1 protein-coding gene is annotated in these 578 nt (G+C 64.2%); it reads left to right on the top strand.

From position 1 onward, the window contains the following. A partial coding sequence (locus tag IU450_RS39295) for an IS3 family transposase (RefSeq protein WP_195154783.1) occupies window positions 1–538 on the top strand: 538 nt, incomplete at its 5' end. Window positions 539–578: the final 40 nt, after the last annotated feature.

Consider the following 578-nt stretch of genomic DNA (forward strand, 5'->3'; position numbering starts at 1 on the left):
GGACCTGGTCAACCGCCGCTTCGCCGCCGAGGGCCCGGACCGGCTGTGGTGCATGGACGTGACTCAGCACCGCACCAGCGAGGGCTGGGTGTACTGCGCGGTCGTGCTCGATGCGTTCTCCCGGCGCATCGTCGGCTGGTCGATCGCCGGCCATCTACGCGCCGAACTGGTTTGCGACGCCCTGGACATGGCCCGCTGGCGGCGCAAACCGCCGGACGGGCAGACCATAGCCCATAGCGATCACGGCGCTCAGTACACCAGCTGGGCTTTCGGACAGCGCATCCGCACCGCCGGGCTACTCGGGTCGATGGGATCGATCGGGGACTGTTTCGACAACTGCATGGTCGAAAGCTTCTTCGGCACACTGCAATTGGAGCTGCTCGACCGCAAGCAGTGGGCGACACGCCAAGAACTGGCCAACGCGATCTTCGACTACATCGAAACCTTCTACAACCCCAGAAGACGACACTCCAAGATCGGAATGCTCAGCCCCGTAGAGTACGAACAAGCCCACACCCCCACTCACGCAGCCGCGTGAGCATCACACCCAACCCGTCCGGGAAACCGGGGCAACCTCA

The sequence above is a fragment of the Nocardia abscessus genome (assembly GCF_015477775.1).
GTDB classification, from domain to species: Bacteria; Actinomycetota; Actinomycetes; order Mycobacteriales; family Mycobacteriaceae; genus Nocardia; species Nocardia abscessus_A.